This is a genomic window from Actinospica durhamensis, from assembly GCF_018139695.1.
Classification (GTDB): domain Bacteria; phylum Actinomycetota; class Actinomycetes; order Streptomycetales; family Catenulisporaceae; genus Actinospica; species Actinospica durhamensis.
Window position 1 is genome coordinate 1 of sequence record NZ_JAGSOG010000582.1, and the last position, 1347, is coordinate 1347.

At 76.2% G+C, this 1347-nt stretch carries 1 protein-coding gene; it reads right to left on the reverse strand.

Features of this window, described 5'->3' with window-relative positions; genetic code table 11:
- On the reverse strand, positions 1–1347 hold a 1347-nt coding region (locus tag KDL01_RS41160), incomplete at both ends, for a hypothetical protein (RefSeq protein WP_212534150.1).

The following is a 1347-nucleotide window of genomic DNA, read 5'->3' on the forward strand; positions in this document are numbered from 1 at the left end:
GGGTGGGGACGTCGTCGAGGACGACGTCGGTCAGAGCCCACCACAGGTCGGTGCTCAGCCGGGGCGGCAGGTCGCTCGCGGTCAGGCGGGTGAGGGCGGCGAGGGTGGCGGGGCCGAGGCGGGAGGCGTGGTGCAGGCGCCGGTCGGAATCGCTCCCCCGGCTCAGGACGGCGATCGAGCGGGCGGCGCGGATGCGCACGAGGTCGTCGTCGTCCATGAGCAGCCGCGGCAGGGCGTCGACGGCGCTTTCGTCGAGGTGGCCGGCTTCGATCACCAGGAGGGTGGCGAGGTCGGCCACGCGCGGGTCGGCGGCGGCGCGCCAGCCGGCGACCTCGGCGAGCGGGCGGCGTTGGCGGGCGACGGTCAGGACGTCGGCGACGAGGTCGGTGTCGCCGGCGCGCAGCATCCGGGTGATGCTGGCGCAGGCGGGGGCGTCGAGGTCGACGCGGCGGGGGCTGCGGTGGCGCAGGGATTGGACGGCGGCGCGGCGCCGGGCCGGGTCGGCCAGGGCGGACCACAGTTCGCCGCCTTCGGCTTCGGGGTCTTCTTCCTGTTCGGCGGCGCGCAGCACGGTCAGGGCGTCGGCGTAGAGGGCGGCGCCGGTCAACGCGGCCCAGGAGCGCCAGCCGCCGAGGTTGGTCTCCCGGTGCATGTCGAGGGTGGTCATGTACGGGTCGAAGCGCAGCAGGGGGTCGGCGACGGTGGCGTGGGCGCCGAGCGCGGCGCGCAGGCGCAGCCGTTCGGTCGGTTCCTGGTCGGCGATCTCGGTGAGCTGGCCGCGCAGCCGGTGGAAGTCGCGCGGGGAGACGGCGCGGGCGAGGCGGGTGACGCCGAGCGCGGCGTCGAAGGAGGTGTCCATCGCGGCGATCGCGGTGCGGGCCCGCGCGGTCGCGTCCTGATCCCAGGTCAGAACGCCGAGGGTGACGGCGAGTTCGAGGAATCGGAGGCGTTCGTGGGGTCCGGTGACGGCGTCGGCGGCGCTCAGCAGGCTGTCGCGGTCGGCGGCGCCGCCGCGCAGCGCGGCCAGGTGCGCGCCGGCGCGGGCGCGCGGGTAGGGTGCGTCGATGTCGGCGGCGGCCTTCTCCAGCAGCGCGAGGAGCATTGGTTCGTCGAGGTCTGCTTCGGCCAGGGCGGTGAGCGGGGTGAGCGCGGGGGCGGCGGCGCCGAGCCGGCGCAGGGTCCGCAGGACGCTGACGGGGTCTTCGCGGCGTTCGCGCAGGGCGAGGCAGGCTGCTTCGACGAGGAGTTCCCCGGCGGTCAGCAGCGGGATGAGGCGGTCGAGCATCCAGCAGCGCACGAACGTGAGCCGGGGGGCGAGGCCGAGCAGCGCGGTGAGGGCCTCGAGGG